The organism is Aeromonas oralensis, assembly GCF_049665575.1.
In the GTDB taxonomy this organism is placed as follows: Bacteria; Pseudomonadota; Gammaproteobacteria; order Enterobacterales; family Aeromonadaceae; genus Aeromonas; species Aeromonas hydrophila.
The window spans coordinates 153,957-178,581 of sequence record NZ_CP187186.1; the positions used below are offsets into that span (position 1 = coordinate 153,957).

Below are 24,625 nucleotides of genomic sequence, written 5' to 3' on the forward strand. Positions count from 1 at the left end.
CGTGAGCCGGACCTTCCGTTTGCCAAGCAAGCAGGCCACCCTCGGGTGGCCTGCTCTGTTTTAGCTGCATGGTGGGGAGCTGGGCCTCAGCCCAGGCTGTCCCCCTCGTACAGGGAGAAGCCCATGTCGAGCTGGGTGTCGGCCAGCGGCTGGCCGTTGAGGCGGGCCAGCAGCATGGTGGCGGCCGCACGGCCGATCTCCTTGCGCGGCGTGACGATACTGGCCAGCTTGGGGGTCATGGCGTGGCCGATGTCGAGGGCGTTGCTGCCGGCGATGGCGATCTGCTGGGGCACGGGTATCCACTTGGCCTGACACTGCAGCAGGGCGCCCACCGCCAAGTCATCGTTGGTGCAGAACAGGCCGTCCAGATCGGGATAACGCACCAGCGCCTGCTCCAGCAGCTGGCCGCCGAGGGTGAAGCTGGAGGATTGCTCGGTCAGCAGGTGCTGGCCGCTCAGGCCGAAATCCTGCATCGCCTGGTAGTAGCCTTCCATGCGCAGCTGGGTGCGCACGTCGAGCCGCGCGCCGAGGTAGACCAGCTTGCGTCGGCCCCGGCGCAGCATCTCTGTTACCATGGCCCGGGCGGCTGCCCGGTGATCCATGCCGACCACCATGTCGATGGGGCTCTGCGGCAGATCCATGGTCTCCACCACTGGGATGCCGGCGGTGGCGATCATCTTGCGAGTGCGCTCGGTGTGCTGGCTGTCGGAGAGGATCAGCCCATCCACGTGATAGGAGAGCAGGGAAGCGACCTGCTCCTCTTCCCGATCCGGGCTGTAGCCGTAGTGGGCCAGCAGGGTCTGGTAGCCGGCTGGCCGGGTCACCGATTCGATGCCGTGCACCACGGCGGAGAAGACCTGGTTGGAGAGGGAGGGGATCAGGATACCGATCGCTTTGCTGGTGGCGTTGGAGAGAATGTCCGGCGCCCGGTTGGGAATGTAGCCGAGCTCCTCCACCGCGGCGGCGATCCGCTCGCGGGTGCCCTCGGCCACGGCCTGCGGGTCGCGCAGGTAGCGACTGACAGTCATCTTGGTGACCCCGGTCAGGTCGGCTATGTCCTGCAGGGTGGGGCGGCGCTTGCGGGTGTCGTTCATCTCGGGATCCGGCAAAAATGTTACACGTAACATTACCGTTTTTGTTTAACAAAGTCAGCATATGACGCCATCAACAGGGGGAGTCGCGGGATGATCAAGGACAAGTGCTTCGAGGGCGTGCGCTTCGAGCAGCAAGACCTGGAGGGGGAGCAGTTCCAGGGTTGCCGTTTCATCGGCTGCAACTTCTCCTGGCTCGATCTGGCCGAATGCCGCTTCGTCGACTGCAGCTTCTATGACAGGGAGAGCGAGCAGAGCTGTTTGCTGCAGGGTTGCGACCTGCGCGAGGCCAGCTTTCTGCGCTGCGATCTCACCATGGCCGACTGCAGCCAAAGCCAATGTCTGGGGCTGGAGCTGCGCGACTGTCAGGCGCTGGGGATCAACTTCTCCCGTGCCAGCTTTGCCAACCAGATCACCGCCAAGAGCTACTTCTGCGAGGCGCACCTGACCGGCAACAACTTCAGTTACGCCAATTTCGAAGGGTGCCTGCTGGAGCAATGCGAATTGAGCGGCAATCGCTGGCAGGGGGCCAACCTGTTCGGTGCCTCGCTGGCGGGCTCCGATCTCAGCGGTTCCGAGTTTGGCCAAATAGACTGGGCCAGCGTCAACCTGCAGGGTTGTGACCTGCGCCAGTGCGATCTGCCGGGGCTGGATCTGCGGCGGGTCAATCTGGACGGGGTGCAGATCAACGAAGATCAGCAGCAGGCCTTGCTGGAGCAGATCGGGCTGATCGTCTTCCCCTGAGCCGGCAGGAAAAGAAGTAAGTTTTCGTCATCTGCCATCCAGAAAAGCCTGCATGATGCAGGCTTTTCTGGATGGCAGGGTGGCGGTGATCAGCGCTTGGCCAGCCACTTGGTGGGGTTGATCGCCTCGCCCTGATAGCGGATCTCGAAGTAGAGGCCGGGCCTGTCCTGGCCGCCGCTGTCGCCGACCAGCGCCACCGGTTCACCCTGTTCCACGTTCTGGCCCACCTGGCGCAGCAGCGACTGGTTGTGACCGTAGAGGCTCATGTAGCCGCGGCCGTGATCGATCACCAGCAGCATGCCGAAGCCGTCGAGCCAGTCGGCATAGACCACCTGGCCCGGCGCCACCGCCTTGACCTGGGTACCTTCACTGGCGCCGATCAGGGTGCCTTTCCACTTCAGTTCGGCGGTGCGCGGCGAGCCGTAGGCGATGAGAATGGGGCCCTGCACCGGCCAGCGCAGGCTGCCGTTGGTCTTGAGCCCGCTGTAATAGCCGGCGCTGCTGATTCCCGAACCTCGCTCGGGTTTGCTGCTGGCCACTTCCTCGGTCGGCTGCTGTTGCTGGGCTGCCTTGTTCTGTTGGGCAGCGAGCCTCTGTTGTTCGGCACGGCGCTGCTCTGCCAGCTTGCGCTGCCGCTCCTGCTCTGCTTTCAGTTTAGCGAGGCGTTCCCGCTCGGCCCGTTCGCGTCGCTCCTGTTCTTCCCGCTGGCGGCGCAGCTCTTCCAGCCGGGCCTTCAAGGTTTTTTCCGCCTTGACCAGCTTGCTCAGCTTCTGCTCGTCATCCTGAACCGATTGCTGCAGCTGGTTGCGCACTTTGGCGCGGCTCTGCTGGCTGGCCAGCAGGCTCTGGTGATGCTGTTGCTGTTCGCTCAGCAGGCTTTGCAGCCGGCTTTCGGTCTCTTTGGTTGCCTGCTGGTTTTTGGCCAGCTTGGTGCGGGTGGCACGCAGCGCCTCGATGGCTTCGATGCGAGCCTTGTTGAGGTAGTCGTAGTAGTCGAGCGAGCGGCTCAGTTTGGCCGGATCCTGCTGATTGAGCAGCAGTTTGAGGTAATCGTGGTTGCCGGCGGTGAAGGCGCTCTCGGCCTGCTTGGCCAGCAATTGCTTCTGATGGCTGGCCTGCTGTTCCAGATCCAGCTTGTCCTGCTGCAGCCCCACCAGTTTCTGCTGGTTTTCTCTGAGCTGCTGTTTGGTCTGCTCGAGCTTGGCGGCGGCGGCCGAGATGGCCTGCTCATCAGCCTTGAGCTGGGTGTTGAGCTTGGCAAGCTCCTGCTTGCTGAGCTTGATGGTCTGCTGTTTTTCCTTGATCTGGGACTGCATGGCACCGAGCTGCTGGTTGGCAGCCCGGGCCGTGGTCGGCCCGAACGACAGACAAAAAAACAGCGCGCCGGCCAACAGGCCGACGCGACTGGTTTTGGTTGAAATAACTTCGCATCCCCGCATGGGGAAGGATTATTTCAGAATCATCAGGGGCTTGCCAGTCATTTCCGGCGGTACCGGCAGACCCATCAGGGTCAGCATGGTGGGGGCCAGATCGGACAATTTGCCGCCTTCAGCCACCTCGGCCTTGCGACCGAAATAGATGAGCGGAACCGGCAGGTTGGTGTGGGCGGTGTGGGCCTGACCGGTCTCTTCGTCCAGCATCTTCTCGGCGTTGCCGTGGTCGGCGGTGATCAGGCACTCGCCACCCACTTCGGCCAGGGCGTCGGTGACGCGACCGATGCAGTGGTCGACCGCTTCACAGGCCTTGACCGCGGCGTCGAACACGCCGGTGTGGCCGACCATGTCGCCGTTCGGGTAGTTGCAGATGATGACGTCGTACTTGCCGCTCTTGATGGCGCCGACCAGCTTGTCGGTCAGCTCTTCGGAGCTCATCTCCGGCTGCAGGTCGTAGGTGGCTACTTTCGGGCTGGCGACGATCTCGCGATCTTCGCCAGTGAAGCAGGCCTCTTCGCCGCCGTTGAAGAAGAAGGTGACGTGGGCGTACTTCTCGGTTTCGGAGATGCGCAGCTGGGTCTTGCCCTGCTTGGCCAGCCATTCACCCAGGGTGTTGACCAGCGCGGTCGGCGGGTAGGCACAGGCGGTTTTGATGTCGGCCGCGTATTCGGTCAGCATCACGAAATTCAGCGCCGGGGTGGCGGTGCGGGCGAAGCCGGTGAAGTCGCTGTCAACGAAGGCGCGGGTGATCTCGCGGGCACGGTCGGCACGGAAGTTCATGAAGATCAGCGCATCGCCATCCTGCATGGGGACGGTGGCACCGATGCGGGTGGCTTTGACGAATTCGTCGTTCTCGTCACGGGCGTAGGCGGCGGCCAGGGCTTCGCTGGCGCTGTCGGCGGTGAACTCGCCCTTGCCCTGAGTCATCAGGTCATAGGCTTGCTGCACGCGATCCCAGCGATTGTCGCGGTCCATGGCGTAGTAACGGCCGATCATGGAGGCGAAACGACCCTTGCCCAGGCGGGCGAACAGGGCATCGAACTGCTCGATGGAGGACTGAGCGGAGCGCGGCGGCACGTCACGGCCATCCAGGAAGGCGTGGAAGTAGATCTGCTCGGCGCCACGTTTAGCGGCCATTTCGATCATGCCCATGATGTGTTCTTCGTGGCTGTGGACGCCACCCGGGGACATCAGGCCCATGATGTGTACGGCCTTGCCCTTGGTCACGGCAGCGTCGACAGCCTTGGCCAGCTCGACGTTCTGGAAGAAGTCGCCGTCCTGAATGTCTTTGGAGATGCGGGTCAGTTCCTGATAGACGATGCGACCGGCGCCGATGTTGACGTGGCCCACTTCGGAGTTCCCCATCTGACCATCCGGCAGACCCACGTCCAGGCCGGAGCCGGAGATCAGGGTGCTGGTGTAGTCACGGGCGAGACGGTCGAGGTTGGGAGTCTTGGCGGCAGCGACGGCGTTGTGCTCTTGCTTGGTGCTGTAGCCCCAACCGTCCATGATGACCAGAACCAAAGGTTTCTTAGCTGTTGACATAAGGCTATGTCCTCTCGGATAGGAATGAATTGCGGGAAGTGAAACTAGCGTAATATTACTACATCTGCCGAAATAGTCACCTGATAGCCAAGCCCAGTCCGGCGGGGGCCGCACGCTGTTGCCGAGCTGTTTCTTCTTTGTCGCCGGCTTGTCGCACCACTCGACGAATCCTCGCCGCAGCGGGCTGAATGCCACTTTTTATGCCGCCGCTTTCCCCCGTCCCCGTCTGGTGGGAGCCCGCTCCCGCTTTGCCGCCAAGATGGCTGATCTTGGCTGGGTCCCCATGTATACTCGGGCACTTGTCTTGGTCCCTGGATAGTAGAAGATGCAAGAGTATTTGGATTTTGCGGCCCGCAACCCGCTGCTGACCGCAGCCTGGTTCGGCCTGGCAGGCACCCTGGTTTACACCACGGTGCGTGCTCGTTTTTCTCCGGTGAAGGCGGTGAACAACCACACCGCAACCCTGCTGATCAACCGTGAAAACGCCACCGTGGTGGATATTCGCAGTCAGGAAGAGTTTGCCAAGGGCCATCTGGCCGGTGCCCAGCATCTGCCGCTCAGCCAGATCCAGAGCAATAATCTGGGCCCGGTTGAAAAGCATAAAGATGCCCCCATCATAGTGGTGTGCGAGTCGGGGATGACCGCTGGTGGCGCGGGTCGCCAATTGAGCAAAGCCGGCTTCAAGCAGGTGTATGTGCTCAACGGTGGCATGGCCCAGTGGCGTGCAGAGAATCTGCCGGTGACCAAAAAACGCTGATTTAAGGGCCTGCGCCCACCTATTTTCATAAAAAGGAATCAAACAAAATGGCTGAAGAGATCAACAACCAGGAAGTACAACCGGAATTCCACATCCAGCGCGTCTATACCAAGGACGTCTCTTTCGAAGCGCCGAATACCCCGCACATCTTCCAGAAAGAGTGGCAGCCGGACGTCAAGCTGGACATGGACACCAAGACCAACATCCTGGCCGACAGCGTCTATGAAGTGGTACTGACCCTGACAGTGACCTGCAAGCTGGAAACCGAAACTGCCTTCCTGTGTGAAGTTCAGCAAGCCGGTATCTTCACCATCGGCAACCTGCCGGAGCCGCAACTGGCTCACTGCCTGGCTGCTTTCTGCCCGAACATCCTGTTCCCGTATGCCCGTGAAGCGGTGTCCAACCTGGTGAGCAAGGGTTCCTTCCCGCAGCTGAACCTGGCACCGGTCAACTTCGATGCCCTGTTTGCCCAGCACATGGCGCAGGCACAGGCCCAGCAGGCGACTGCGGAAGCCTGATAATGGCCGACCAGATCGCTATCTCGGTCTTGGGGGCGGGGTCTTATGGCTCCGCCCTTGCCATTTCTCTGGCGCGCAACGGTCATCCGACCCTGCTGTGGGGTCACGACCCTGCCCATGTCGCCGAGCTGGAACAAGACCGCTGCAACAAGGCTTTTCTGCCGGATGTCCCTTTTCCTGCCGATCTGCAGCTGACCGCCGATCTGCAACAGGCGGTACAAGCGGCCCCGGTGCTGCTGCTGGTAGTGCCGAGCCATGTGTTCGGCCAGGTACTGGCCCAGGTCAAACCCTTCCTGCGCCCCGATACCCGTATCGCCTGGGCCACCAAGGGGCTGGAGCCGGACAGCGGCCGTCTGCTGCAAGACGTGGCGCGCGAGGTGCTGGGTGACGAGATGCCGCTGGCGGTCATCTCCGGTCCTACCTTCGCCAAAGAGCTGGCCGCCGGCCTGCCGACCGCCATCTCGGTGGCGTCGACCCACGACGACTTCGCCGACGATCTCTCCCTGCTGCTGCACTGTGGCCGTTCGTTCCGGGTCTATACCAATCCGGACTTCATCGGTCTGCAACTGGGCGGGGCGGTCAAGAACGTCATCGCCATCGGTGCCGGTCTCTCCGACGGGCTGGGTTTTGGCGCCAATGCCAGGACCGCGCTCATCACCCGGGGCCTGGTAGAGATGCAGCGCCTCGGCGCCGCACTCGGGGCCGACGCCAAGACCTTCATGGGGATGGCGGGGCTCGGGGATCTGGTGCTCACCTGTACCGACAACCAGTCGCGCAACCGTCGCTTCGGGCTGGCCCTCGGGGCCGGCAAGGATGTGAACACCGCCATGGCCGAGATCGGTCAGGTAGTGGAAGGCTATCGCAACACCAAGGAGGTGCATCTGCTGGCGGCCCGTTGTGGCGTCGAGATGCCCATCTGCGAGCAGATCTTCAAGGTGCTGTACGAAGGCAAGAATCCGAAAGAGGCGGCTATCGCCCTGCTGTCGCGAGACAAGAAGGACGAGTGATCCGCCCGCTGCAGAATGCAAAAGGCCCCGCCAGCTGGCGGGGCCTTTTCTTTGCCGCATGTCTTTGCGACAACGGCAGCAAATCAGTAGTAGGAGTGATCGCCGCGCTGGTGCTCGGTGGCATCCTTGACGCCGTTGAGCTCGCCCGGGAATTTCTCCAGCAGCTGCTTCTCGATCCCCTCTTTCAGGGTGTAGTCGACCATGGAGCAACCGTTGCAACCGCCGCCGAACTGCAGGATGGCCAGCTTGTCCTCGGTCAGCTCGACCAGGGTGACCTTGCCGCCGTGACCGGCCAGCATGGGGTTCACCTCGGACATCAACACGTACTCGATACGGTCGATCAGCGGAGCGTCGTCGGCCACTTTGCGCATCTTGGCATTCGGGGCTTTCAGGGTGAGCTGGGAGCCCATCTGATCGGTGACGAAATCGATGGTGGCATCCACCAGGAAGGGGGCGCTCAGGGGATCGACCAGGCAGTCGAAGCCGCTGAAGGGCAGGTGTTGATCTTCCGGATCGACCGCGTCGGGTGGGCAATATGATACGCCGCACTCGGCATTCTGGGTTCCCGGATTGACCACAAACACCCGGATATTGGTGCCATCAGGCTGTTTTTCCAGCAGTTTACGGAAATGGGCCTGGGCGGTGTCGGAAATGCTGATCATCACTATCCTCATAAACCTGAGTGTACGACTAGGGTATTCATGATAACTCTCTTGGCAAGGCTTGGGTAGCATGCCGATGGTTACTTGATATGCTTGAGGGTGCGACAGACGGCCCACACTTCCACCTTTGTGACTCCGCTCTCATGGAGCAAGCGGGTGAGATGGCCGGCGGTCGCGCCCGTGGTGACCACATCATCGAGCAGCGCCACGTGCTGGTAGGCGTGGGGCCTGATCTGGAAGGCACCGCGCAGATTGCGCCGCCGCTGGCCGGCACTGAGCTTGGTTTGCTGCGGGGTTGCCCTGACCCGGCGCAGCAGGCTGTTGTTGCAAGGAATGCCGGTCAGCTCACTGAGGGTGAGGGCTATCTCTTCCGCTTGATTGAAGCCGCGCCACCATTGGCGCCACCAGTGCAGAGGCACCGGAATGATGGCCTCTGGCGGCTCGCTGAGATCCAGATGGTCTGCCAGCAGCCGGGCGAGCAGCGGGGCCAGCAGGATCTGGCCGGAATACTTCAGCCGGGGGATCAGCATGGGGTAGGGTGGCCGGTAGTCACCGATGACCTGCAGCCGCTCCCAGGACGGAGGCCTGCGCTGGCAACGACCGCAGATCGGCAGGCGTTCTTCATGCATTGCCGGCAAGGGAGCTGCACACAAGCGGCAGGTGTGGTCAGCCTGCTGCAGTGCCTGTCGGCACCAGCTGCACAGCAAGGGGTCAACATCGCAAGGCTGCTGGCAGAGCAGACAGTTGCCCTGCCAGTCGGCATGGCGGCCGAGGATCGGACTTGCTTTGGCGAGCAGCCGCTTTAACATGCTGACCCCAACAGAGTGAACAGGATCTGAGTCTAGATGAGCGTGTCGGTTGAGCGGTTTGGTCAGGGGCCCGATCTGGTGCTGTTGCACGGATGGGGAATGAATGGCGCGGTCTGGCACGGCATTGTGCCGGCTCTGGCGTCTCGCTATCGCGTCCATCTGGTGGATCTGCCCGGCTTTGGCAACAGTCCGCTGGCCGAGGGGGTCGGCTATAACCTGCCATGGCTGGCTGAACAGGTTGCTGCCATCCTGCCGGAGCAGTGCCATTTGCTGGGCTGGTCCCTCGGTGGCCTGGTGGCAAGCCAGTTGGCCTTGAACCATCCCGAGCGACTGCACTCCCTCATCACGGTGGCCAGCTCCCCCTGTTTCATGGCCCGTGACGAATGGCCGGGGATCGCCCCCAAGGTGCTGACCGGTTTCAACCAGATGCTGGCGGGGGACTTCAAGCAGACCATCGAGCGCTTCCTCGCGATCCAGGCCATGGGCAGCGAACATGCCAGGGACGACATCCGTCAGTTGCGCCACTGGCTGGCGGAACGGCCTGCTCCTCAGCTTGCCGCGCTGGAGGCCGGGCTCGGTTTGCTGGCTGAGGTCGATCTGCGCGATGAGCTGACACCATTGAGCCTGCCTTGGCTGCGGATCTACGGTCGGCTGGATTCACTGGTGCCGAAGGCATCCATCCCTCTGCTGGACGAGCGTTACCCGGCCAGCCGCAGTGTGGTGCTGGAAAAGGCCTCACACGCGCCCTTTATTTCCCATCCACAACAGTTCATTGAAATCATTGAACATTTTGTAGGTTGAAAAATAGCCAATTTGCTTCATTAATCCTCTGGCGTGACGGATAATTAATCCAGTGTCAGAGGAGAGTTGTCATGCGTATAGATTCAGCATTGAACAGCGGAGTGCAAGGTTTTCAGCGTGCGGAGCAGATCGCCGACAAGGCGTCCAGCCAGATCGCCAGGCTCAACACCCCGAGCGGTGACAAGGTTCAGCTGCCCGACGAGCTGGTCAATCTCAAGGTGGCCGAGGTGCAGGCCGGTGCCTCTGCCAAGGTGATCCAGACCGCCAGCGACATGATGGGAACCCTGATCGACATCCGGGTGTGACATGAACATCAATGTCAGTCTGCCGACCATCATTCCCAACCAGCTGCAACCGCAGACGGAATCGGCACGTACTGACAATCGTCGCGCGGCACTCATCCCCCAGAGCCGCCAGAGCGAGGCTTTCAACGCCGAGTCCGAAGTCGGCTCTCAGAAAGAGAAGTCCAGAGCCAGCCAGGCCAATCCCAATCAGACTTCCCAGCAGGCGCGAGACGGTGCCCAGACTGGCAACCCGCAGGCGACGATCGACAACCGCTTCGTCGAGGCCGCCGGTGAGGACGGTCAGCGCAACAAGCAGCAGGATCCCAAGCAGCAGGAGCAACAGCAGAAGCAGGAGTTGCAGGTCAAGGAGCTGGCCGACAGGGATCAGGAAGTGCGCACTCACGAGCAGGCGCACCAGAGCACCGGTGGTCAGTATGCGGGCAGCCCTACCTATGAGTTTGCCATGGGGCCGGATGGCAAGCGTTACGCGACCGGCGGTGGCGTCTCCATCGACATCGGGACCATCCCCGGCGATCCCAGAGCCACCATCGCCAAGATGCAACAGGTGCGGGCCGCCGCACTGGCGCCTGCCGAACCCTCCTCTCAGGATCTGAGCGTAGCCAGAAGTGCTGCGGCCAAGGAGGCACAGGCCCGCAAGGCGCTGCTCTCATCCGACCCTGATACCGCCCTGGCTGCCGATGGCAGCGCCAAGACGGGCGTGCTGAACGGCTACATGGAGCAGCGCAACCAGGTCATCGCCCAGCGTTATCAGCAGGCAGTCAAGCCCGCTGCCCAGCAGAACCTGAGCTTGAGTGTCTGAGGTTTCCACCGTATTTCCGCCCGGTTTTTTCCCTCGCGAGCAGGCATTTGCAACTAATCTGAGGGGTAATCCCATCCACGCTCACAGGAGTCGTCATGCACTTTGATGAAGTCAAACCGGAAGATTTTGCCACTTTCTCTCGTGTACCACCTCCGCACCTCCAGATGGAGCAGTTCTTGATGCAGCTTGGCGGGGGCGGCACCGAAGGCACCCATTTCAAGAAGAAGGTGATGCTGGCAGCAGGTTGGAGCCATACTGGCGTGGTCTCCTATGGCAAGTATCCGCAAGAGGCCTGCAAGGCATTCAACCGGCTGCGGGAGGTACTGGCAGCCCATCAGGAGGCTGACGCCATTCTGGCTGCGCTGGCCCAATAAGGCTGAACAACGGTGACAAAAAAGCCCCTCGCGGGGCTTTTTGCATTCTGGGGGCTTATTTCTTCAGCTTCGAGAGGGCGGCCGCGAAGGCGTTGCCCATGGCGCCATCGGTCGGGGGGCTCTGACGCGGTGCCTGCTTCGGCTTGGCATTGCCGGTGTGGCGTGGCTCGGCCGGTTTGCGGGCTGGCTGGCCGGCTTTTTCATCCAGACGCATGGTCAGACTGATGCGTTTGCGCGGTACGTCGACTTCCAGCACCTTGACCCGGACGATGTCACCGGCTTTGACCACCTCGCGGGGATCCTTGACGAAGCGATCGGTGAGGGAAGAAATGTGCACCAGCCCGTCCTGATGGACGCCGATGTCGACGAAGGCGCCGAAGTTGGTGACGTTGGTGACCACACCCTCCAGCACCATCTCGGGCACCAGATCGCTGATTTTCTCCACCCCTTCCTTGAAGGTGGCGGTCTTGAACTCGGGGCGCGGGTCGCGGCCCGGCTTGTCCAGCTCACCGATGATGTCGGTAACGGTAGGCACCCCGAACTGCTCATCGGTGTAGTCGGTGGGCTTGAGGGTGCGCAGCAGGCTGCTGTTGCCGAGCAGGTTGTCCACGGTCTGCTCCAGCTTGGCGAGGATCCGCTCCACCACAGGGTAGGATTCCGGGTGCACCGCCGAGCCGTCCAGCGGGTTGCTGCCGCCGCGAATGCGCAGGAAGCCGGCGCACTGCTCGAATGCCTTGGGCCCGAGTCGGCTTACTTTCAGCAACTGCTGACGATGCTGGAAGGCGCCGTTCTCATCCCGGTAGGCGACGATGTTCTGGGCCAGGGTCTGGGAGAGGCCGGAAACCCGGTTGAGCAGGGCGACTGAGGCGGTATTCACATCCACCCCGACCGCGTTCACGCAATCCTCGACCACCGCATCGAGCCGGCGGGCCAGCTGGCTCTGGCCGACGTCGTGCTGGTACTGGCCGACACCTATGCTCTTGGGATCGATCTTGACCAGCTCGGCCAGCGGATCCTGCAGCCGGCGGGCGATGGAGACTGCGCCGCGAATGGAGACGTCGAGATCCGGGAACTCCTGGGAGGCGAGCTCGGAGGCGGAGTAGACCGATGCCCCCGCTTCACTGACCACGATTTTCTGCGCCTTGGCGGCCGGGTAGCGCTCGAACAGATCGCTCACCAGGCGGTCCGTTTCCCGCGAGGCAGTGCCGTTGCCGATGCTGATGAGTTCAACCTTGTGCTTCTGGCACAGCTCGCTCAGGGTCTTGAGACTCTGGTCAACCTGGCGCTTGGGTTCGAACGGATAGATAGTCGCGTGATCGACCAGCTTGCCGGTGGCATCAACCACCGCCACCTTGACCCCGGTGCGGATGCCGGGATCCAGCCCCATGGTGCAACGCATGCCGGCCGGCGCCGCCATCAGCAGATCCTTGAGGTTCATGGCGAATACCTTGATCGCCTCGTCTTCTGCCGATTCGCGGATGCGACCGATCAGCTCGGTCTCCATCTGCAAGGAGAGCTTGATCTTCCAGGTCCAGCTCACCACCCCCTGCAGCCACTTGTCGGCCGGGCGGTGTTGCAGGTTGAGTCTCAGGTGATGGGCAATGATCCCTTCGCAGGGGCTGGTACCCTCATCCTCGCCGGTGACCAGCGCCAGGTTGAGGATCCCCTCGTTGCGACCGCGCAACATGGCCAGCACCCGGTGGGAGGGGGCCTTGTGCAGCGGTTCGTCGTGTTCAAAGTAGTCCTTGAATTTGGCCCCTTCCTGCTCCTTGCCGGCCACCACGCGGGCACGCAGGGTGGCGTTGTGCCACAGGTAGTCCCGCAACTTCTCAAGGAGATCGGCCTGCTCGGCGAAGCGCTCCATCAGGATGTAACGGGCACCGTCGAGGGCGGCCTTGCCGTCGGTGATCCCCTGCTCGGCATTGAGGAAGCGAACCGCCTCTTGCTCGGGATCCTTCATGGGGTCACCCAGCAGCAAATCCGCCAGTGGCTCCAGCCCCGCCTCGATGGCCATCTGCCCCTTGGTGCGCCGCTTGGGCTTGTAGGGGAGGTAGAGGTCTTCCAGCCGGGTCTTGCTGTCGGCATCGTTCAGCTCGCGGGCCAGCTCGGGGGTCAGTTTGCCCTGCTCTTCAATGGAGCGCAGGATCACCTGGCGGCGATCCGCCAGTTCGCGCAGGTAGCCGAGGCGGCTCTCCAGGGTACGCAGCTGGCTGTCGTCCAGACCGCCGGTCACCTCTTTGCGGTAACGGGCGATGAAGGGAACGGTCGCGCCTTCGTCCAGCAGGCGAACGGCTGCCTGCACCTGTTCCGGGCGGGCATTCAGCTCACCGGCGATCTGATGTTCTATTACGTGGCTTTGCATCGAGGGTCTCTTGGTCGGGTCCTGTCTAACTGGCCAGCGTGGGGCTATGTCGCCGAACAGGGGGTCTGTCCTGGCGATACTTTAGATACCTGCCAGGCCACTGCCGCGCGGGCCGGTTGGCGCCGCAAGGCGCCGGGTGTGAGCACTATATGGGGTCGGGCAGCGGGATGCCACCCCGGCAAAAACGATGCTTGTCATACCCGGTGGGTGGGCATGCTCCGTCTCTCCTGGCCTCGTCAGCCGATTTGGCAGCCTGAGCCGGCGCTGGCTTATTTGGGATAGCTGATCTCATTGATGTACCAGCAGGCGTCACCGACTGGCGTACGCACTATGGCCTCGTCGCCCACCTCTTTCTTGAGCAGGGCGCGGGCCATGGGGGAGTCGATGGAGATGTAATCCTTGCGCTCGAAGATTTCGTCATAGCCGACGATGCGAAAGCGCTTGGTCTCTCCCTCTTCGTTTTCCACCTCGACCCAGGCACCGAAAAAGACCTTGCCCTCCTGGGCGGGGGAGTAGTCGACGATCCCCAGCTCCTCGAGGCACTTGCGCAGGTAACGGACCCGCCGGTCGATCTCCCGCAGCCGTTTCTTGTTGTATTGGTAGTCGGCATTCTCGCTGCGATCACCGAGGCTGGCCGCCCAGGCCACTTTACGGGTGGTCTCGGGGCGCTCCTCGCGCCAGAGGAAATCGAGCTCCTGTTTGAGCTTGTTGTAGCCTTCACGGGTGATCAGCTTGGTCTTCATCGGTCGTTACCTGTGTCAGTGGGGCTGATGAGCCTCTTATGGCTCGGCAGATCTTATCCGTTGTCGCCTTGCTGTCGAGCAAAAACTGGAGCGTCTGAGGGGAGGCCTGAGTGATGAGACTCGGGGTGAAGGGGCGCAAAATCGGCTGAATGGGCAATAACCGGTAACATATTTAGGCTTGGCCGTTACGAGCCCGAGCTCTAGTATTGGCAGCATATATAGAGGAGAGGCAAGCAATGAGTCAGCAATACAAGGTTCTGGTCGTCGACGATGATTTGAAATTACGTTCCCTGCTGGAGCGCTACCTGACCGAACAGGGGTTCGTGGTTCGGGGCGTCGCCAATGGTGAACAGGCCGACCGCCTGCTGACCCGTGAGAACTTCAGCCTGATGGTGCTGGATTTGATGCTGCCGGGGGAAGACGGCCTCTCCATCTGCCGCCGCCTGCGCGAGGCTGGCAACCAGATCCCGGTGCTGATGCTGACCGCCAAGGGGGATGAGGTAGATCGTATCGTCGGGCTCGAGATGGGTGCCGATGATTACCTGCCCAAACCGTTCAATCCCCGTGAGCTGCTGGCCCGGATCCGCGCCGTGCTGCGCCGGCACACCGTCGAGTTGCCGGGTGCCCCCTCTACCGCCGAGAAGGTGGTGAGCTTTGGCTGCTATCAGCTCAACCTGGCGACCCGCGAGCTGAGCCGCGATGGTGATCCGGTTGCGCTGACCAGCGGTGAATTCGCCGTGCTCAAGGTGCTGGTGAGTCATCCGCGCGAGCCTCTCTCCCGTGACAAGCTGATGAACCTGGCCCGCGGTCGTGAATACACCGCCACCGAGCGCAGCATCGACGTGCAGGTCTCCCGCCTGCGTCGCCTGCTGGAGCAGGATCCGGCGCAGCCCCGCTATCTGCAGACCGTCTGGGGTCTGGGCTATGTGTTCGTGCCGGACGGTGACGGCGAATGAAGAAAGTGAGCAGCATGTTCTCCCGCATGCTCTGGTTTTTGGCCGCCGTGCTGGTGGTCTATCAGTTTGTCTCTTATGCCACCTTCTACAACTATCTGCTGGCGCCGACCGTCAAGCAGATCAGTCACCTGCTGGCCAACCAGGTCAAGCTCATCTTTCCGGTCGAGAGCAATCAGCTGGCGCTGAGTGAAGACGCCGAGGCGCTGGTCTATGTGGCGACCGGCAGCGACATCTATACCCAGACCGAGGCGGAGCAGCACGGGCTTAACGAGTCCAAGCCCTACACCTATCTGGAAGAGAGCATCAGCCGCGAGCTGGGGGGCAAGACCAAGGTCAGGGTCGAGATCCAGGATCACTATATCATCTGGATCCAGCCGCCCCAGGCCAACAAGGTGTGGGTGCGCATCCCGCTGACCGAGATCGAGGATGATGACATCGAGCCGCTGATCCTCTACATGAGCGTGCTGCTGGTGGTGACCCTGTTCGCCGCCTGGCGCTTTGCCCGTCAGCTGGTGCGGCCGCTGGAGGATCTGGAGGCGGGGGCCGTGGCGGTGGCGCGCGGCAATTTCCCCGATGCATTGGGGGAGCAGGGATCGCGGGAGGTGCGTCGGTTGACCCGTACCTTCAATCACATGTCGAGCTCCATCAAGGGCCTGATCGAGGAGCGAAACCTGATGATGGCGGGCGTCTCCCACGATCTGCGTACCCCGCTGACTCGTATCCGGCTGGCGACCGAGATGATGTCCTCTGGCGATGAGTATCTCAAGGAGAGCATCAACGCGGACATTGACGAGTCCAATGGCATCATCGATCAGTTCATCGACTACATTCGGCCGGATGAGGGGCTGGATACCCAGCAGATCGATCTGACCCAGCTGATCCACGACAGCTTGCTGGTGCAGACCGATCAGGGATTGGAGGTGGAGCTCGAGTTGCCGGCCGAGGCAGTACGGGTGGCCTGTAACCCCATCAGCATCCGCCGCATCCTCAACAACCTGTCGGGCAATTCACTGCGCTACGGTGCGAGCCGGCTGCAGGCTGAGCTCAAGGACGATGGTCACTGGGTGCGGCTGCGGCTGTCGGATGACGGCCCCGGCATTCCGGAACAGGATTACTACCGGGTGCTCAAGCCCTTCACTCAGGGCAACGAGGCCCGTACCGGCAGCGGCAGCGGCCTGGGGTTGGCCATCGTCGCCAAGATCGTGTCCCAGCATCATGGCACCATCAGGCTGGGGCGCTCCGAGCTGGGGGGCTTGCTGGTGGAGATCCGGCTGCCCAAGAACCAGCCGCTGGAGTGGATTGATTGAACGAAGGGCGTATCCGTGGATACGCACTTTGCATGTCAGGCTTGCGGCTCGCTGGTCTTGCTGTAGCGCCTGCCGTATTTCAGCTGTTGGATCAGCAGGGCGGCGACGATGAGCCCCAGCCCGATGGGGGTGGCCGGGTGGATGGTCTCGCCGATCAGCAGGTTGAGCAGCACCAGCGAAGCAAACGGCGAGATGAAGATGAGGTTGCTGATGGGGGCTGTGTTGGTGGCGTGGCGCAGCGCCATCAACCAGAGCACGAAGCCGAAGCCCATCTCGAACAGTCCCACGTAGATGGCGCCGGCCCACCCCTGCCAGGCGGTCATGGAAAAGTCCGAGAGCAGCCAGGTTGCCGCGATGATGAAGGGCAAACTGATGATGAAGCCCAGCAGCAGGCTGACGATGGGGTCGCCCTGGTTGCGGGTGTTGAGGATCCAGTAACCGGCCCAGATCAGGGTCGACACCAGCGCCAGTGTGACGCCGAGAGGGCTGTCGAACTGCAGACCGAATACATCCCCCTTGGTGGCGATCACCAGAGCGCCGAAGTAGCCGAGCACGATGGCGACCCCGTCGCGGCGGCGCAGCTTCTGACCGAGGAAGGGCACCGCTAGCAGACTGAGGGTGATGGCCCAGGTGTAGTTGAGGGTCTGTGCCTGCTGGGCGGGCAGCAGGTCATACGCCTTGAACAGCAGCAGGTAATAGAGGAAGGGGTTGAGCACTCCCAGTGCCAGATAGTAAAAGGGGCGACTCTTGATGTAGCCGAGCAGCAGCGGCAGTTTGCCCTGACAGGCCACGATCACCCCCAGCGTCAGGGTCGAGGTGCAGGCCGCGACCAGCAGCAGCTGTACCGGTTCAAAGTAGGCGAGGGAGATCTTGAAGGCGCTGGCAACCGTCGACCAGAGGGCGACGGCGCAGAGTCCATATTGATAGGCTTTTTTCTGATCTTTGAGCATGAGGTGTCGTTCCGATGACGAAGGCCGGCGCACAGTCTACCAGCCTGTTTGCAACATTGTCGTTACCCCTGCCAGGCAAGGGCTTGCCCAGCTGTTGGCGAGATCCATCTGTCACATAAAATTGCGCACAATCTGTTCGCCTTCTCTTGCGCAAATTGAAAAAATCCGTATAATCCCCTCCGCTTACCCATGAGGTAAGCCAGACGATATGTCTGCTTGCTGAGTTTCCCGCTTGCGGGGGCCAGCCATACAGTCCTCCCGATATGGGAGGAAACGTGAAAAATCACACCTCTGGCGGGAGTAATCTCGGTCGGGCGGTGTTGATTTATGTTCTTTTATCTATTGGAGCTCTGTCAATGCAGAACCAAAGAATCCGTATCCGCCTGAAGGCTTTTGATCATCGCCTGATCGATCAATCCACTGCGGAAATCGTTGAAACTGCAAAGCGCACCGGCGCGCAGGTTCGCGGTCCTATTCCGCTGCCGACTCGCAAAGAGCGCTTCACCGTCCTGATCTCCCCGCACGTCAACAAAGATGCGCGTGATCAGTACGAGATCCGCACTCACAAGCGTCTGGTAGACATCGTTGAGCCGACTGACAAGACCGTTGACGCCCTGATGCGTCTGGATCTGGCAGCTGGTGTAGACGTCCAGATCAGCCTGGGTTAATTACGGAAAGAGGTTGATAACAATGACAATCGGTCTTGTAGGTCGCAAAGTGGGTATGACTCGCATCTTCACTGAAGATGGCGTTTCTATCCCGGTGACTGTTATCGAAGTTGAAGCTAACCGTGTAACTCAGGTCAAATCTGTAGAAACCGACGGCTACAACGCTATTCAGGTTACCACTGGCGCCAAGAAAGCCAGCCGTGTAACCAAGCCGGAAGCTGGCCACTTCGCCAAAGCTGGTGTAGAAGCCGGTCGCGGTCTGTGGGAATTCCGCCTGAACAACGGTGAAACTTTCACTGTTGGTAGCGAGCTGAAAGTAGATCTTCTCGCTGACGTTAAGCTGGTAGACGTTACCGGCACATCCAAGGGTAAAGGTTTTGCCGGTACTGTTAAGCGCTGGAACTTCCGCACCCAGGATATGACCCACGGTAACTCTCTGTCCCACCGTGTACCTGGCTCCATCGGTCAAAACCAGACCCCGGGCCGTGTATTCAAGGGCAAAAAGATGGCTGGTCACATGGGTGCTGAGCGTGTAACGACTCAGAACCTGGAACTGGTTCGTGTTGACGCTGAACGCAACCTGCTGCTCATCAAAGGCGCAGTACCGGGTGCAACCAACGGCAACGTGATCGTTAAACCTGCCGTCAAAGCGTAACGTCTGAGGAGATAGTAATGGAATTGGTAATGAAAGACGCCAAGAGCGCTCTTGAAGTTTCCGAGACTACCTTCGGGCGCGAATTCAACGAAGCTCTGGTTCACCAGGTTGTCGTTGCTTATGCCGCTGGTGCCCGTCAGGGTACTCGTGCGCAGCTGACTCGCTCTGAAGTGTCTGGTGGCGGCAAAAAGCCGTGGCGTCAGAAGGGTACTGGTCGTGCCCGTGCTGGCTCCATCCGTTCGCCCATTTGGCGTTCCGGTGGTGTGACTTTTGCAGCTAAGCCGCAAGATCACAGCCAGAAAGTAAACAAGAAGATGTACCGCGGCGCTATCCGTAGCATCCTGTCCGAGCTGGTACGTCAAGAGCGCCTGATCGTTGTTGAGAAGTTCGGCATCGAAGCTCCGAAGACCAAAGAACTGATCGCCAAGCTGAAAGAAATGGAACTGACTGACGTTCTGATCGTGACTGCTGAAGTCGATGAGAACCTGTTCCTGGCTGCTCGTAACCTGTACAAAGTTGACGTGCGTGACGTTGCCGGTATCGACCCGGTCAGCCTGATCGCTTTCGACAAGGTTCTGATGACTGCTGACGCAGTTAAGCAAATCGAGGAGATGCTGGCATGATCCGTGAAGAGCGTCTGCTGAAAGTTCTGAAGGCTCCGCACATCTCTGAAAAGAGCACCATGGTCGCAGAAAAGCAGAACACTATCGTGTTCAAAGTTGCTGTTGATGCCACCAAGGCGGAAGTCAAAGCTGCAGTTGCGAAACTGTTCGAGGTCGAAGTTGAGACCGTCCGTACCCTGAACATGAAGGGTAAGACCAAGCGCGCAGGTGCACGCGTAGGCCGTCGTTCCGATTGGAAAAAGGCTTATGTGACCCTGAAAGCTGGTCAGGACATCGACTTCATGGGCGCAGCCGAGTAAGAGGAGTTCTGAAAAATGGCAATCGTTAAGTGCAAGCCTACTTCTCCGGGCCGCCGCCACGTCGTCAAGATCGTCAACCAAGACCTGTACAAGGGCAAGCCCTTTGCAGCTCTGCTGGACAAGAAAGACAAGTCCGGTGGTCGTAACAACAACGGCCGCATCACCACCCGTCACATCGGCGGTGGTCACAAGCAACACTACCGTATCGTCGACTTCAAGCGCGACAAAGACGGTATCCCGGCTAAAGTAGAGCGCCTGGAATACGATCCTAACCGTACCGCAAACATCGCCCTGGTGCTGTATGCAGACGGTGAGCGTCGTTACATCCTGGCTCCGAAAGGCCTGAAAGCTGGTGATGCAATCGCTTCTGGTGCTGATGCCGCAATCAAGGTAGGTAACACCCTGCCGATGCGCAACATCCCGGTCGGTTCTACCGTTCACGCTGTTGAGATGAAGCCTGGTAAAGGTGCCCAGCTGGCTCGTTCCGCTGGTACTTTCATCCAGATCCTGGCTCGTGAAGGTAACTATGTAACTCTGCGTCTGCGTTCCGGCGAAGTACGTAAAGTTCTGGCCGAGTGCCGCGCCACCATCGGTGAAGTTGGTAACTCCGAGCACATGCTGCGTCAACTGGGTAAAGCCGGTGCAAACCGCTGGCGTGGTATTCGTCCGACCGTTCGCGGTATGGCGATGAACCCGGTCGACCACCCGCACGGTGGTGGTGAGGGTCGCAACAAGGGCATGCAGCCTGTGTCCCCATGGGGCCAGAAGGCTAAAGGCTTCAAGACCCGTAAGAACAAGCGTACCGACAAGTACATCGTACGTCGTCGTAACAAGTAATTGTTAACATAGAGGAATCACCATGCCACGTTCTCTCAAGAAGGGTCCATTTATTGACCTGCACTTGCTGAAGAAGGTAGAGAAAGCGGTGGAAAGCGGGGATAAAAAGCCGGTTAAGACCTGGTCCCGTCGTTCAATGATCATCCCGAACATGATCGGTTTGACCATCGCTGTCCATAATGGTCGTCAGCACGTTCCGGTTTTCGTTACCGAAGAAATGATCGGTCACAAACTGGGTGAATTCGCACCGACTCGTACTTATCGCGGCCATGCTGCTGATAAGAAGGCTAAGAAGCGCTAAGGGATAAATGATGGAAGCTATCGCTAAACACCGTTATGCCCGTACTTCTGCCCAGAAAGCTCGTCTGGTAGCCGATCAAGTACGTGGTCTGTCCGTAGACAAGGCTCTGAACATCCTGACCTTCAGCCCGAAAAAGGCTGCAGCTCTGGTGAAGAAAGTGCTGGAATCTGCCATTGCAAACGCTGAGCACAACGAAGGCGCCGATATCGACGCGCTGCGTGTTGCTACTATCATGGTCGACGAAGGTCCCTCCATGAAGCGCATCCGTCCGCGTGCCAAAGGTCGTGCGGATCGTATCCTCAAGCGTACCGCTCACATCACCGTAGTGGTATCCGACGCTAAGGCTGGGAGATAAGCAATGGGTCAGAAAGTACATCCTAATGGCATTCGCCTGGGTATTACCAAGCCTTGGAATTCTACCTGGTTCGCGAACACCAAAGACTTCGCTGACAACCTGTACAGCGATTTTCAAGTACGCCAGTTCCTGACCAAGGAACTGAAAAACGCGTCCTTGTCCAAGATCACCATCGAGCGTCCGGCCAAGAGCATCCGTGTGACCATTCACACCGCTCGTCCGGGTGTTGTGATCGGTAAGAAAGGCGAAGACGTTGAGAAACTGCGCAAAGCTGTAGCCGCAATTGCTGGCGTGCCTGCTCAGATCAACATTTCCGAAGTCCGCAAGCCGGAGCTGGATGGCAAACTGGTTGCCGACAGCATCACTTCCCAGCTGGAGCGTCGTGTAATGTTCCGTCGTGCTATGAAGCGCGCCGTACAGAACGCAATGCGCCTGGGTGCCAAGGGCATCAAAGTGGAAGTTTCCGGTCGTCTGGGCGGCGCTGAAATCGCGCGTACCGAATGGTACCGTGAAGGTCGTGTGCCGTTGCACACCCTGCGTGCCGACATCGACTACGCAACTTCTGAAGCCCACACCACTTACGGTGTGATCGGCGTTAAAGTTTGGATCTTCAAGGGCGAAGTTCTGGGCGGTCTGGCTGCTGTTAATGCCGCTGCTGCTCAAGAGCAAGCTCCTGCAAAGCCCAAGCGTGACAACAAGCGCCGCGCTGCTAAGTAAGGAGATTCGGTAAATGTTGCAACCAAAGCGTACTAAATTCCGCAAGACCCACAAGGGTCGTAACCGCGGTCTGGCCAACTCTGGTAACGAAGTATCCTTCGGTACCTTTGGCCTGAAGGCGACATCCCGTGGTCAACTGACTGCTCGTCAAATCGAAGCAGCCCGTCGTGCCATGACCCGTCACGTTAAGCGTCAAGGCAAGATCTGGATCCGTGTGTTCCCGGACAAGCCCATCACCGAAAAGCCCCTCGAAGTTCGTATGGGTAAAGGTAAGGGTAACGTGGAATACTGGGTTTGCCCGATCCAGCCTGGCAAGGTTCTGTACGAGATGGATGGTGTACCTGAGGCTCTGGCGCGTGAAGCGTTTGCCCTGGCCGCAGCTAAGCTGTCCGTTCAGACCACTTTCGTAATTAAGACGGTGATGTGATGAAAGCCCAAGATCTGCGTCAAAAGAGCGTCGAAGAACTGAACCAGGAGCTGCTGGGTCTGCTGCGTGAGCAATTCAACATGCGCATGCAAGCTTCCACCGGCCAGCTGGCTCAGACTCACACTCTGAAACAAGTGCGTCGTGACGTCGCACGTATCAAGACTGTACTGACTGAGAAGGCAGGTGCGTAATGACTGACAAGATCCGTACTCTGCAAGGTCGTGTAATCAGCGACAAGATGGACAAGTCCATCACTGTTGCTATCGAGCGCAAGGTAAAGCACCCGATCTACGGTAAGATCATCAAGCGCACTACCAAGTTGCACGTACATGATGAAAACAACGAATGCAAAGCTGGCGACCTCGTGGAAATCCGCGAATGCCGCCCGCTGTCCAAGACCAAGTCCTGGACCCTGGTTGCCGTTGTAGAAAAGGCCTAATCGGTACTTTGTAGTCCAAACGGCCCCTTAGCGGGGCCGTTTGTTTTTTAGGCTACCTTTTCTAAAAATCCTGTGTTATAGTTTCGCGCCTTTTGAAGGCAGCCAGATCCCGAGAGGGATAAGAAGTAAACAAAGCGGAGCACTAAGATGATCCAGATGCAAAGTATGCTGGGTGTTGCCGACAACTCCGGCGCTCGCAGTGTAATGTGTATTAAGGTTCTGGGTGGTTCGCACCGCCGTTACGCCGGCATCGGCGACATCATCAAGGTTTCCATCAAGGAAGCCATTCCTCGCGGTAAAGTGAAGAAAGGTGATGTGTATAACGCGGTGGTCGTACGCACCCGTAAAGGCGTTCGTCGTCCGGACGGCTCTGTCATCCGTTTCGACAACAATGCGGCTGTGTTGCTTAACAACAACCAACAGCCAATCGGTACTCGTATTTTTGGCCCGGTGACTCGTGAACTGCGTAATGAGAAGTTCATGAAGATTGTGTCCCTGGCACCCGAAGTACTGTAAGGAGTCGAACGATGGCAGCTAAAATCCGTCGCGAAGACGAAGTGATTGTTCTTACCGGCAAAGACAAGGGCAAGCGTGGCAAAGTCACTCAAGTCCTGATTGCAAAAGGTAAGGTAATCGTGGAAGGCATCAACCAGGTGAAGAAACACCAGAAGCCGGTACCCGCACTGGGTCAGGCTGGCGGTATCGTCACCAAAGAAGCCCCCATCGATGTATCTAACGTAGCGCTGTTCAACTCTGCCACTGGCAAGGCTGACCGCGTTGGTTTCCGGATTGAAGACGGCAAAAAAGTTCGTTTCTTCAAATCCACCGGCGAACTTGTGAAGTAATTGGAGTTTAACGATGGCGAAACTGCATGATTACTACAAATCCGATGTAGTAAATGAACTGTCCAAACAGTTCGGTTACAAGACTATCATGCAAGTCCCTCGGATCGAGAAAATCACCCTGAACATGGGTGTTGGTGAAGCGATCTCTGACAAGAAATTGCTGGAAAATGCTGCTGCCGATATGGCTGCCATTTCCGGTCAGAAGCCGCTGATCACCAAAGCTCGCAAATCTGTTGCGGGCTTCAAGATTCGTGAAGGCTACCCGATAGGTTGTAAAGTAACCCTGCGTGGCGAGCGTATGTGGGAGTTCCTGGAACGGCTGATTTGCATCTCCGTACCGCGTATCCGTGACTTCCGTGGCCTGAACGCTAAAGCGTTCGACGGTCGTGGTAACTACTCCATGGGCGTGCGTGAGCAAATCATCTTCCCGGAAATCGACTATGACAAGGTCGATCGCGTCCGTGGTCTGGATATCACCATCACCACTTCCGCGAATACCGATGAAGAAGGCCGTGCTCTGCTGGCTGCCTTTAACTTCCCATTCCGCAAGTAAGGTTAGGGTTATGGCTAAAACTTCCATGAAAGCACGTGAAGCAAAGCGTGCGAAGCTGGTAGCCAAGTTCGCCTCCAAGCGAACCGAGCTGAAAGCTATCATTGTTGATATGAACGCTTCTGAAGAAGCGCGTTGGGATGCTGTCCTGCAACTGCAACAGCTGCCCCGTGATTCCAGTCCGTCCCGCCAGCGTAACCGTTGCAATATTACTGGTCGTCCGCACGGTTTCCTGCGCAAGTTTGGCCTGTCTCGCATCAAGGTGCGTGAGCATGCCATGAAGGGCGAAATTCCGGGCCTGAAGAAGGCTTCTTGGTAACGAATCTCGGGAGTTAGACTTATGAGCATGCAAGATCCGATCGCGGATATGCTGACCCGCATCCGTAACGGTCAGGCGGCGAGCAAAGTTGCGGTTTCCATGCCTTCTTCCAAGCTGAAAGTGGCTATCGCCAAAGTGCTGAAAGAAGAAGGTTACATCGCTGGCTACTCCGTAGCTGGTGATGTGAAGCCGGAACTGGAAATTGAACTGAAATATTTCCAGGGCAAGCCAGTTGTAGAACTGATCCAACGCGTGAGCCGTCCCGGCCTGCGTATTTACAAGCGCACTACTGATCTGCCGAAAGTTATGGGCGGTCTCGGTGTTGCTATCGTGTCCACGTCTAAAGGTGTGATGACTGACCGTGCTGCCCGCAAAGCAAGCATGGGCGGTGAGATCATCTGCTACGTCGCTTAATAGGAGGTAGGAA

34 protein-coding genes are annotated in these 24,625 nt (G+C 59.3%); 26 read left to right on the top strand and 8 right to left on the bottom strand.

From position 1 onward, the window contains the following. Positions 1-86: 86 nt before the first annotated feature. Positions 87-1,094 (bottom strand): substrate-binding domain-containing protein, encoded by a 1,008-nt coding sequence (locus tag ACPDZI_RS00745; RefSeq protein ID WP_076362580.1) that lies wholly within the window; start codon positions 1,092-1,094, stop codon positions 87-89. Between the two features lie 90 nt (positions 1,095-1,184). On the opposite strand from ACPDZI_RS00745, the gene ACPDZI_RS00750 reads away from it, so the two are divergent. Continuing rightward, positions 1,185-1,835: a Qnr family pentapeptide repeat protein gene (locus ACPDZI_RS00750; RefSeq protein WP_076362579.1), complete on the top strand. Its 651-nt coding sequence runs from the start codon at positions 1,185-1,187 to the stop codon at positions 1,833-1,835. An 89-nt stretch (positions 1,836-1,924) separates the two neighbouring features. Here the strand turns inward: ACPDZI_RS00750 and envC are convergent, their stop codons facing one another. Beyond that, positions 1,925-3,274 (bottom strand): murein hydrolase activator EnvC, encoded by a 1,350-nt coding sequence (gene envC / locus ACPDZI_RS00755; RefSeq protein ID WP_438833852.1) that lies wholly within the window; start codon positions 3,272-3,274, stop codon positions 1,925-1,927. Positions 3,275-3,283: 9 nt separating this feature from the next. After that, positions 3,284-4,813 (bottom strand): 2,3-bisphosphoglycerate-independent phosphoglycerate mutase, encoded by a 1,530-nt coding sequence (gpmM, locus tag ACPDZI_RS00760; RefSeq protein WP_438833853.1) that lies wholly within the window; start codon positions 4,811-4,813, stop codon positions 3,284-3,286. Between the two features lie 325 nt (positions 4,814-5,138). On the opposite strand from gpmM, the gene ACPDZI_RS00765 reads away from it, so the two are divergent. Genes ACPDZI_RS00765 through gpsA form a run of 3 tightly spaced genes read left to right on the top strand, consistent with a single transcriptional unit; the run spans position 5,139 to position 7,095 of the window. Continuing rightward, positions 5,139-5,570: a rhodanese-like domain-containing protein gene (locus tag ACPDZI_RS00765; protein ID WP_411637813.1), complete on the top strand. Its 432-nt coding sequence runs from the start codon at positions 5,139-5,141 to the stop codon at positions 5,568-5,570. Between the two features lie 47 nt (positions 5,571-5,617). Continuing rightward, positions 5,618-6,088 carry a protein-export chaperone SecB gene (gene secB, locus ACPDZI_RS00770; protein ID WP_011704300.1) on the top strand — a complete coding sequence of 157 codons (471 nt, stop codon included), beginning with the start codon at positions 5,618-5,620 and terminating at the stop codon, positions 6,086-6,088. Positions 6,089-6,090: 2 nt separating this feature from the next. Continuing rightward, on the top strand, positions 6,091-7,095 hold the full coding sequence (gene gpsA, locus ACPDZI_RS00775) for an NAD(P)H-dependent glycerol-3-phosphate dehydrogenase (protein ID WP_011704301.1): 1,005 nt from the start codon (positions 6,091-6,093) through the stop codon (positions 7,093-7,095). Positions 7,096-7,178: 83 nt separating this feature from the next. Here gpsA and nfuA read toward each other — a convergent pair whose 3' ends face one another. Together nfuA and ACPDZI_RS00785 are read right to left on the bottom strand one after the other, a co-directional pair. Then, complete coding sequence (nfuA, locus tag ACPDZI_RS00780; protein WP_011704302.1) at positions 7,179-7,757, bottom strand: Fe-S biogenesis protein NfuA; 579 nt, start codon at positions 7,755-7,757, stop codon at positions 7,179-7,181. 80 nt (positions 7,758-7,837) lie between these two features. Then, the gene (locus tag ACPDZI_RS00785) at positions 7,838-8,566 is read right to left on the bottom strand and encodes a ComF family protein (RefSeq protein ID WP_438833854.1); all 729 of its coding nucleotides are present in this window, start codon (positions 8,564-8,566) and stop codon (positions 7,838-7,840) included. 36 nt (positions 8,567-8,602) lie between these two features. Here ACPDZI_RS00785 and bioH point away from each other — a divergent pair, with 36 nt between their 5' ends. The 4 genes from bioH (at position 8,603) to ACPDZI_RS00805 (ending at position 10,845) form a co-directional block, all read left to right on the top strand. Beyond that, positions 8,603-9,367 (top strand): pimeloyl-ACP methyl ester esterase BioH, encoded by a 765-nt coding sequence (bioH, locus tag ACPDZI_RS00790; RefSeq protein ID WP_263680853.1) that lies wholly within the window; start codon positions 8,603-8,605, stop codon positions 9,365-9,367. Between the two features lie 71 nt (positions 9,368-9,438). Further along, positions 9,439-9,672, top strand: coding sequence for a flagellar hook protein FlgE (locus tag ACPDZI_RS00795; RefSeq protein WP_029302481.1), 234 nt, complete (start codon positions 9,439-9,441; stop codon positions 9,670-9,672). Position 9,673: 1 nt separating this feature from the next. Further along, a complete protein-coding gene (locus ACPDZI_RS00800) occupies positions 9,674-10,471 on the top strand; it encodes a putative metalloprotease CJM1_0395 family protein (RefSeq protein WP_323878801.1) in 798 nt (265 codons plus the stop codon). Positions 10,472-10,566: 95 nt separating this feature from the next. Then, positions 10,567-10,845 (top strand): hypothetical protein, encoded by a 279-nt coding sequence (locus ACPDZI_RS00805; protein ID WP_016349110.1) that lies wholly within the window; start codon positions 10,567-10,569, stop codon positions 10,843-10,845. 55 nt (positions 10,846-10,900) lie between these two features. On the opposite strand, the gene ACPDZI_RS00810 is transcribed toward ACPDZI_RS00805, so the two are convergent. Both ACPDZI_RS00810 and greB read right to left on the bottom strand, forming a co-directional pair. Beyond that, positions 10,901-13,207: a Tex family protein gene (locus ACPDZI_RS00810; protein ID WP_323953486.1), complete on the bottom strand. Its 2,307-nt coding sequence runs from the start codon at positions 13,205-13,207 to the stop codon at positions 10,901-10,903. A gap of 269 nt (positions 13,208-13,476) precedes the next feature. Continuing rightward, positions 13,477-13,950 (bottom strand): transcription elongation factor GreB, encoded by a 474-nt coding sequence (greB, locus tag ACPDZI_RS00815; RefSeq protein WP_011704309.1) that lies wholly within the window; start codon positions 13,948-13,950, stop codon positions 13,477-13,479. A 236-nt stretch (positions 13,951-14,186) separates the two neighbouring features. Between greB and ompR the strand changes: the two genes are divergently transcribed. Next, a complete protein-coding gene (gene ompR, locus ACPDZI_RS00820; protein ID WP_016349112.1) occupies positions 14,187-14,906 on the top strand; it encodes an osmolarity response regulator transcription factor OmpR in 720 nt (239 codons plus the stop codon). After that, positions 14,903-16,213 (top strand): two-component system sensor histidine kinase EnvZ, encoded by a 1,311-nt coding sequence (gene envZ / locus ACPDZI_RS00825; protein ID WP_017410611.1) that lies wholly within the window; start codon positions 14,903-14,905, stop codon positions 16,211-16,213. Before ompR ends, envZ begins: the two co-directional genes overlap by 4 nt. A 35-nt stretch (positions 16,214-16,248) precedes the next feature. Here the strand turns inward: envZ and ACPDZI_RS00830 are convergent, their stop codons facing one another. Next, positions 16,249-17,163 carry a DMT family transporter gene (locus ACPDZI_RS00830; RefSeq protein ID WP_438833855.1) on the bottom strand — a complete coding sequence of 305 codons (915 nt, stop codon included), beginning with the start codon at positions 17,161-17,163 and terminating at the stop codon, positions 16,249-16,251. 356 nt (positions 17,164-17,519) lie between these two features. Here ACPDZI_RS00830 and rpsJ point away from each other — a divergent pair, with 356 nt between their 5' ends. The 16 genes from rpsJ to rpsH all read left to right on the top strand — a co-directional run bounded on the left by rpsJ (position 17,520) and on the right by rpsH (position 24,612). Continuing rightward, entirely contained in the window at positions 17,520-17,831 is a 312-nt protein-coding gene (gene rpsJ, locus ACPDZI_RS00835; RefSeq protein ID WP_005307944.1) for a 30S ribosomal protein S10, read from the top strand. A 22-nt stretch (positions 17,832-17,853) separates the two neighbouring features. Beyond that, positions 17,854-18,486 carry a 50S ribosomal protein L3 gene (gene rplC, locus ACPDZI_RS00840; protein WP_010672559.1) on the top strand — a complete coding sequence of 211 codons (633 nt, stop codon included), beginning with the start codon at positions 17,854-17,856 and terminating at the stop codon, positions 18,484-18,486. A gap of 17 nt (positions 18,487-18,503) precedes the next feature. Then, on the top strand, positions 18,504-19,109 hold the full coding sequence (gene rplD, locus ACPDZI_RS00845; protein ID WP_005340616.1) for a 50S ribosomal protein L4: 606 nt from the start codon (positions 18,504-18,506) through the stop codon (positions 19,107-19,109). After that, the gene (gene rplW / locus ACPDZI_RS00850; protein WP_005307955.1) at positions 19,106-19,408 is read left to right on the top strand and encodes a 50S ribosomal protein L23; all 303 of its coding nucleotides are present in this window, start codon (positions 19,106-19,108) and stop codon (positions 19,406-19,408) included. The genes rplD and rplW overlap by 4 nt, the downstream gene beginning before the upstream one ends. A 15-nt stretch (positions 19,409-19,423) precedes the next feature. Next, a complete protein-coding gene (rplB, locus tag ACPDZI_RS00855; RefSeq protein WP_005307957.1) occupies positions 19,424-20,245 on the top strand; it encodes a 50S ribosomal protein L2 in 822 nt (273 codons plus the stop codon). A gap of 22 nt (positions 20,246-20,267) precedes the next feature. After that, complete coding sequence (gene rpsS, locus ACPDZI_RS00860; RefSeq protein WP_005307960.1) at positions 20,268-20,546, top strand: 30S ribosomal protein S19; 279 nt, start codon at positions 20,268-20,270, stop codon at positions 20,544-20,546. A gap of 10 nt (positions 20,547-20,556) precedes the next feature. Further along, positions 20,557-20,901, top strand: coding sequence for a 50S ribosomal protein L22 (gene rplV, locus ACPDZI_RS00865; protein ID WP_011704314.1), 345 nt, complete (start codon positions 20,557-20,559; stop codon positions 20,899-20,901). A gap of 3 nt (positions 20,902-20,904) precedes the next feature. Continuing rightward, positions 20,905-21,618 carry a 30S ribosomal protein S3 gene (rpsC, locus tag ACPDZI_RS00870; protein WP_005331168.1) on the top strand — a complete coding sequence of 238 codons (714 nt, stop codon included), beginning with the start codon at positions 20,905-20,907 and terminating at the stop codon, positions 21,616-21,618. Between the two features lie 13 nt (positions 21,619-21,631). Continuing rightward, the gene (gene rplP / locus ACPDZI_RS00875; protein ID WP_005307963.1) at positions 21,632-22,045 is read left to right on the top strand and encodes a 50S ribosomal protein L16; all 414 of its coding nucleotides are present in this window, start codon (positions 21,632-21,634) and stop codon (positions 22,043-22,045) included. Beyond that, positions 22,045-22,236: a 50S ribosomal protein L29 gene (gene rpmC, locus ACPDZI_RS00880; protein WP_005307965.1), complete on the top strand. Its 192-nt coding sequence runs from the start codon at positions 22,045-22,047 to the stop codon at positions 22,234-22,236. Before rplP ends, rpmC begins: the two co-directional genes overlap by 1 nt. Next, complete coding sequence (gene rpsQ, locus ACPDZI_RS00885) at positions 22,236-22,484, top strand: 30S ribosomal protein S17 (protein WP_005307966.1); 249 nt, start codon at positions 22,236-22,238, stop codon at positions 22,482-22,484. The genes rpmC and rpsQ overlap by 1 nt, the downstream gene beginning before the upstream one ends. A gap of 147 nt (positions 22,485-22,631) precedes the next feature. Beyond that, the gene (rplN, locus tag ACPDZI_RS00890) at positions 22,632-23,000 is read left to right on the top strand and encodes a 50S ribosomal protein L14 (RefSeq protein WP_005307975.1); all 369 of its coding nucleotides are present in this window, start codon (positions 22,632-22,634) and stop codon (positions 22,998-23,000) included. 11 nt (positions 23,001-23,011) lie between these two features. Then, complete coding sequence (rplX, locus tag ACPDZI_RS00895) at positions 23,012-23,329, top strand: 50S ribosomal protein L24 (protein ID WP_005307977.1); 318 nt, start codon at positions 23,012-23,014, stop codon at positions 23,327-23,329. A gap of 13 nt (positions 23,330-23,342) precedes the next feature. Beyond that, positions 23,343-23,882: a 50S ribosomal protein L5 gene (rplE, locus tag ACPDZI_RS00900; RefSeq protein WP_005331162.1), complete on the top strand. Its 540-nt coding sequence runs from the start codon at positions 23,343-23,345 to the stop codon at positions 23,880-23,882. Positions 23,883-23,892: 10 nt separating this feature from the next. Beyond that, a complete protein-coding gene (rpsN, locus tag ACPDZI_RS00905; RefSeq protein WP_011704315.1) occupies positions 23,893-24,198 on the top strand; it encodes a 30S ribosomal protein S14 in 306 nt (101 codons plus the stop codon). Positions 24,199-24,219: 21 nt separating this feature from the next. Further along, complete coding sequence (gene rpsH / locus ACPDZI_RS00910) at positions 24,220-24,612, top strand: 30S ribosomal protein S8 (protein WP_005307980.1); 393 nt, start codon at positions 24,220-24,222, stop codon at positions 24,610-24,612. The last annotated feature ends 13 nt before the right edge of the window (positions 24,613-24,625 follow it).